General features: G+C 69.6%; 5 protein-coding genes and 1 pseudogene. 1 reads left to right on the top strand and 5 read right to left on the bottom strand.

Annotated elements, in window-relative coordinates; all coding sequences use genetic code 11:
- Positions 1 to 444, bottom strand: a pseudogene (locus D588_RS0110150) (AraC family transcriptional regulator); the annotation flags it as partial.
- A 499-nt stretch (positions 445 to 943) separates the two neighbouring features.
- The gene (locus tag D588_RS0110145; RefSeq protein ID WP_017915896.1) at positions 944 to 2,695 is read right to left on the bottom strand and encodes a glutamine--tRNA ligase/YqeY domain fusion protein; all 1,752 of its coding nucleotides are present in this window, start codon (positions 2,693 to 2,695) and stop codon (positions 944 to 946) included.
- A gap of 256 nt (positions 2,696 to 2,951) precedes the next feature.
- On the opposite strand from D588_RS0110145, the gene D588_RS0110140 reads away from it, so the two are divergent.
- Positions 2,952 to 3,179 (top strand): DUF2007 domain-containing protein, encoded by a 228-nt coding sequence (locus tag D588_RS0110140; RefSeq protein WP_017915895.1) that lies wholly within the window; start codon positions 2,952 to 2,954, stop codon positions 3,177 to 3,179.
- Positions 3,180 to 3,254: 75 nt separating this feature from the next.
- Here the strand turns inward: D588_RS0110140 and D588_RS0110135 are convergent, their stop codons facing one another.
- From D588_RS0110135 to D588_RS24430, 3 genes are all read right to left on the bottom strand, one after another.
- The gene (locus D588_RS0110135; RefSeq protein ID WP_017915894.1) at positions 3,255 to 3,728 is read right to left on the bottom strand and encodes a response regulator; all 474 of its coding nucleotides are present in this window, start codon (positions 3,726 to 3,728) and stop codon (positions 3,255 to 3,257) included.
- A complete protein-coding gene (locus D588_RS0110130) occupies positions 3,725 to 5,635 on the bottom strand; it encodes an ATP-binding protein (protein ID WP_017915893.1) in 1,911 nt (636 codons plus the stop codon). The genes D588_RS0110135 and D588_RS0110130 overlap by 4 nt, the downstream gene beginning before the upstream one ends.
- Positions 5,632 to 5,805, bottom strand: a 174-nt coding sequence (locus D588_RS24430) for a LuxR C-terminal-related transcriptional regulator (RefSeq protein ID WP_043084267.1), incomplete at its 5' end; no start/stop codon positions are given. The genes D588_RS24430 and D588_RS0110130, both read right to left, overlap by 4 nt.

Genomic DNA, 5,805 nt, shown 5'->3' with positions numbered 1-5,805 from the left:
TGCCTCGATGCGCCGGCAAAGCGCCTGCAGCCGCTGCCAGCCGCGCGGCGCGGTGCCCGCCTGCAGCCAGGCCAGCACGGCGGCGCCGGCATCGGCATGGGTGGCAGCGAGGTCCGGATGCGGTGTCTGGTCGGCGAGCAGATCCTGCAGCGGCGGCGGCAGGTCGAGGAACGGCCGTCGCCGCAGGCGCTCCAGCGCGTCGTCGCCGAAGGCGTCGGTGCGGCAATCGACGATCAGGAAGCGGTTGGCATCCAGCGCGGACTGCGCATGCCGGGTCTGCGGCGCGACCACCGCGGCGCGGAAACGGTCCAGATAGCCGCCGCGGCCGTCCACTTCCAGCTCCAGCGTGCCGTGCAGCGGCAGCACCAGTTGCACGTGGCCATGCTGATGGGCGGCGCCATCGCGGCCGTAGCTGCGCAGGCTGAAGGACGGGGCGGGGGACATGCCCGTTACGCTAGCGCGCGGGCGGTGGCGGGGGAAGGGCGGGGATTGGGGATTGGGGGTTTTTCGCGAGTGCACGGTATGTGCGGCGCCTCTGGCGACAAAAAGCCACTCCGCGACTCCACGGTGGGTGCGGCTTCAGCCCCGACAGGCGCTATCGGTAAAGCCCGTCGGGGCTGAAGCCCTCCCACAGTGCAATCGCAACCGCCCAGCACTTGCGGAACATTTCGGGTTCCGATTTGCGGGGTTCCGAATCCCCAATCCCAAGTCCCCAATCCCGGCTTTTTAGCCGCCGCTTCAGCGCGATGCCTCACCAATAAAACAACGCTAACGCTAGCCCTGCAGGAAGCGGCCGCGCATGCAGCCATCCTGTGGGAGGGACTTCAGTCCCGACGCGATAGCGCCGAACGACGCGGTAGATGTTCGGGCACGCGGTCCGCGGCCGATGCGCTGCCTTCCTCCAGGACATCGCCGTAGCTGGAGGCATCGCACACGCGCTTGGTCAGCCGCCCTGGCCGCCGCTCCAGGTATCGCGCAGGGTCACGCTGCGGTTGAATACCGGCGCGTCGGCGCGGTGGTCGTAGCGGTCGGCGACGAAATAGCCGGTGCGCTCGAACTGGAACGCCTGCTCCGGCGCGGCCTGGGCGGCGGCGGGTTCGACATAGCCGCGCACGCTGCGCTTGGAGTCGGGGTTGAGGTGGTCGCGGTAGGTCTTGCCGTCGGACTCGTCGTCGGGCTTTTCCACCGAGAACAGGCGGTCGTACAGGCGGATCTCGGCCTCCACCGCGTCCGCGGCGCTGACCCAGTGGATGGTGCCCTTGACCTTGCGGTTGGCGCCTTCCATACCCGGACGCGATTCCGGGTCGAGCCAGCCGCGCAGTTCCACGATCTCGCCGGCGGCGTTCTTGATCACTTCGTCGACGCGGGCGATGCCGGCGCCGCGCAGGCGCACTTCGCCGCCCGGTACCAGCCGCTTCCAGCCTTTAGGCGGGACTTCGGCGAAGTCCTCGCGCTCGATCCACAGTTCGCGCGAGAACGGCACTTCGCGCGTGCCGAAGCTCTCATCCTTGGGATGATTGGAGAAGGTCAGGGTTTCGCTGTGGCCCTGGGGCAGGTTGCTCAGCACCAGCTTCAGCGGCTCGATCACCGCCATGCGCCGCGCGGCGTGCGCGTCCAGGTCTTCGCGCAGGCAGCCTTCGAGCACCGAGAAGTCGATCACCGAGTTCTGCTTGCTGATGCCGACGCGGTCGACCAGCAGGCGCAGCGCGGCCGGCGTGTAGCCGCGGCGACGCAGGCCCTGCAGGGTGTACATGCGCGGGTCGTCCCAGCCATCGACCAGGCCCTCGGCGACGAGCTGGGTCAGCTTGCGCTTGCTCATCACCGTGTAGTTGATGTTGAGCCGCGAGAACTCGATCTGCCGCGGCTTGGCCGCCTCGCGCGGCAGGCCCTTGTCCAGCAGCGGCTGCAGCAGTTCGGGGTGGCCGGCCAGGTCGACCTTGTCTACGCACCAGTCGTACAGCGGGCGGTGGTCCTCGAACTCCAGCGTGCACAGCGAGTGGGTGATGCCTTCCACCGCATCGCCCAGCGAATGCGCGAAGTCGTACATCGGGTAGATCGGCCAGGCGTTGCCGGTGTTCTGGTGCTCGACGTGCTTGATCCGGTAGAGCGCCGGGTCGCGCAGGTTGATGTTGCCGCTGCTCATGTCGATCTTGGCGCGCAGGGTGCGCGCGCCGTCCGGGAACTCGCCCGCGCGCATGCGCCGGAACAGGTCCAGGTTCTCTTCGACGCTGCGGGTGCGGTAGGGCGAATCGCGGCCCGGCTCGGTGAGGGTGCCGCGGTACTCGCGCACCTGCTCGGCGGAGAGGTCGCAGACGAAGGCGTGGCCGTCGCGGATCAGCTTCTCGGCGGCCAGGTAGTACACCTCGAAATAGTCCGAGGCGTGGCGCAGCTCGGCCCAGTCGAAGCCCAGCCAGCGCACGTCGTCCTGGATCGCGGCGACGAATTCGGGATCTTCCTTGGCCGGATTGGTGTCGTCGAAGCGCAGGTTGCAGCGCCCGCCGAACTCGGCGGCGATGCCGAAGTCCAGGCAGATCGCCTTGGCGTGGCCGATGTGCAGGTAGCCGTTGGGCTCGGGCGGGAAGCGGGTGCGGATGGCCGTGTGCTTGCCGTTGGCCAGGTCCTCGCGGACGATCTGGCGGATGAAGTCTTTCTTCTCGGCCGGGGCGGAGGCGTCGGTGGCGGGGGTGTCGGACATGCGCGCGTCTGAGAATAAGTAAAGCGCAAGTTTATAGTAAGTAAAGCGCTGCTTTAGCTTGGCCGGACTGGTCTGCGGCCGTTCTGGCGCGTAGGCTGCGGAACAATTCACTCAAGAGAAGCCCGCATGCAGGCGTTCCGTCTTGCCCTTGGCGTCATGCGTCCTTCTCAGTTGGCCTACCCGTTTACGGATCTGTGTTGCCTTTCCTCGCTCCAGGTTCTGCCTGGCTCCGTGGCTCGCCGCTGAGGGCTCGACCATGCAGATCGCCTACCGCGCCCAGCACCTGATCGACGCGCACCTGGCCAAGCACGCGCTGGAGGATGCCGGCATCACCGCCTTCGTGTTCGGCGAGGCCCTGCTCGGCGGCGCCGGCGAACTGCCGTTCGGCGTGGTCCAGGTCTGCGTGGCCGACGAACTGCTGGAAAAGGCCCAGGAAGTGCTGATGGCATTGGGCCTGGGCGGCCAGGTGACGCGGGCGATGTAGGTTGGGGGCCGGGATTGGGGAGTCGGGATTGGGGATTGGCAAAAGCGGGGGGCTGCCGTTGCGAATCCCCAATCCCTAATCCCCAATCCCGGCCGTCAGCCATCCCGGCGGCGCGGCATCCGCCACGGCCAGCGCGCGCAGGCGTTTGAACAGCACCACGGTCTCGGCCACGTTCCAGACGCGCAGGGCGACTTCGAAGGTGTCCAGCGGCTTGGTCAGGAAATCCTTGGCGCCCAGGCCGAGGGCGCGGTGGCGGGCGCTGCGGCTGGGGTCGGCGGTGAGCACGATCACCGGCAGGAAGGTGGACGGGCCGGCCAGGCGCGCCAGCTGTTCCAGGATCGCGTAGCCGTCCAGCTCCGGCATCATCAGGTCGAGCAGGATCAGGTCCGGCGCGAATGCGGCGACCAGCCCCAGCACCCGCTGCGGGTCGGTGGTCGCCACCACCTGGCGGAAGCCTTCGCGCTGCAGCAGCTCCTCCAGCAGGCGGACGTTGGCCGGTTCGTCGTCGACGATCAGGATGCGCGCGGCGAGGACATCGTTGCGGGTCATGCGAGGTGTCGGTCCAGAACGGAGAAGAAGTCGGCCACGTCCAGCGGCTTGGTCAGGTAGGCGCGCACCGGCTCGCCTTGCACGCGCGCCAGCGTGGTCGCGGTGGCATCGGCGCTGATCACCACCACCGGGATCGCTGCGGTGTGCGGCTGCGCGCGCAGCGCCTGCAGCAGGTCCTCGCCGTTGCCGTCGCTCAGGTGCAGGTCGAGCAGGATCAGGTCGGGCGTGGCCTGCTGCAGATGCGCGTGCGCCTGCGCCAGGCTGGCGGCCTCGTGCAGGCGCCAGTGCGGGCGGCGTTCGACCAGGGTGCGGATCAGCGCCTGGTTGGACGGGTTGTCCTCCACGCTCAGCAACTGGCGCTGGATCCCGCTCGCCGTCGTCGCCATCACGGCGGGGTCAGGCAGTGCCGCTGCCTGTGGGCGGTCCAGCGGCAGCGCGATGGTGAAGCGCGATCCGTCCGGGCCGCTGTCCACGGCGATGCGCCCGCCCATCGCCTCGGTCAGGCGCTTGCTCAGCGCCAGACCCAGACCGGTGCCCTCGATCGCCGAGCGCTCGGCGCCGAGCCGCTCGAACGGCGTGAACAAGCGTTCCACCTGCGCCGGCGTCAGGCCGTGACCCTGGTCGTGCACGGTCAGGGCCAGGGACTGGCCTTCGGGCACGGCGCTCACCCACACCGCGCCACCGGGACGGTTGAACTTGATCGCGTTGGACAGCAGGTTGATCAGCACCTGGCGCAGCCGCTGCGGGTCGGCGCGTACGGTCCACTCCGGCGGCAACTGCGGCGGCCGCAGCACGATGCCGCGCGCCTGCGCCTCCGGTGCGACCAGGCCCAGCGCCTCTTCCAGTGCGGCATGCACCGGCACCGGGCGCGGGCTCAGGTCGAGCTGGTCGGCCTCGATGCGGGCGATGTCCAGCAGTTCGGTGATCAGTCCCAGCAGGTGTCGGCCGGCGCCGAGGATGTGCTGTAGGTGGTCGCGCTGCGCCACGCCCGGCAGGTCCATCTCCAGCACCTGCGCGTAACCGAGGATGGCGTTGAGCGGGGTGCGCAGTTCGTGGCTGCTGCGCGAGAGGAATTCGGTCTTGGCGCGGTTGGCGCTCTCGGCCTCGCGGCGCGCCGACTGCGCTTCCTCGGCGCGCGCGGCGAGCAGGGTGCTGGCCTGCTGCAGGCGTTGCGCGACCTGGCCCAGTTCGTCGCCGGCCGGTGGCTGTGGCGCCAGCGGCCGGCCGTCGCCGAGGTGGTCGGCATTGGCCGAGAGCTGGCGCAGGCGTCGCGACAGCGACGAGGCGAACCAGGCCACCGCGAGCACCGCACCGAGTCCGCCCAGCATCGCCGCGCACAGGGTGATCAGCAGGTTGCGCTGGCGCAGCGCCTGCGCCTTGGCGGTACGCACCTGCAACTGCGCGGTCTCGTAGTTGCGCAGCTCGCGCAGTTCCGCACGCAGGATGTCGAGGGTGACCTTGCCCTCGCGCAGCTGGCGGATCTCTTCCTCGCGGCTCAGGTCCGGCGCGAGCAGCCGCCGCCAGCCCTGCATCTTCTCCTCGAACAGCGGCTGGATGCGGGCGAAGCGCTGCGCCTGGCGCGGGTCGGTGATGCGTTGCGACAGGCGCTGCACCACGGTCTTCAGCCGCGGCTCGGCGTCCCGGTACGGGGTCAGGAACGCGTCCTGGCGCACCAGCCGGTAGCCGCGCACGCCAGCGGCGGTCTCGGCCAGCAGCGCATGCGCCTCGTGCAAATCGCTGAGCAACTGCAGGGTGCGGCGCACGTCGTTCTCGGCGGCGATGTTCTGCCGCTCCACGCTGTAGATCGCCACCAGCGCCGCCACCAGCAGCAAAAGCGGCAGCGCCACCAGCGCCAGGCTCTTGCGGGTCAGCGGCCAGTCGTTCCAGCGCCGCGCCAGCGCCCTCACAGCGCCACCCCCGCCTGCACCGCGACCACCGCGGCCTGGGTGCGGTCGGCCACCTGCAGCTTGTGCAGGATGCGCTCGACGTGGACCTTGGCGGTGCCGGCGCTGATGCCGAGTTCGGCGCCGAGCGCGGCATTGGTGAGGCCGCGCGAGAGCAGCGCCAGCACCTGCCA

The organism is Xanthomonas sp. SHU 308, from assembly GCF_000364645.1.
GTDB classification, from domain to species: domain Bacteria; phylum Pseudomonadota; class Gammaproteobacteria; order Xanthomonadales; family Xanthomonadaceae; genus Xanthomonas_A; species Xanthomonas_A sontii.
Note: the sequence above shows the minus strand (reverse complement) of the source record. Positions and strands in the feature narration are given on the sequence as shown.

What these genes read in the sequence shown, in the direction of transcription:
- D588_RS0110145 (WP_017915896.1), bottom strand. Translation starts at nt 2,695, where the DNA reads ATGTCCGACACCCCCGCCACCGACGCCTCCGCCCCGGCCGAGAAGAAA.
- D588_RS0110135 (WP_017915894.1), bottom strand. Translation starts at nt 3,728, where the DNA reads ATGACCCGCAACGATGTCCTCGCCGCGCGCATCCTGATCGTCGACGAC.
- D588_RS0110140 (WP_017915895.1), top strand. Translation starts at nt 2,952, where the DNA reads ATGCAGATCGCCTACCGCGCCCAGCACCTGATCGACGCGCACCTGGCC.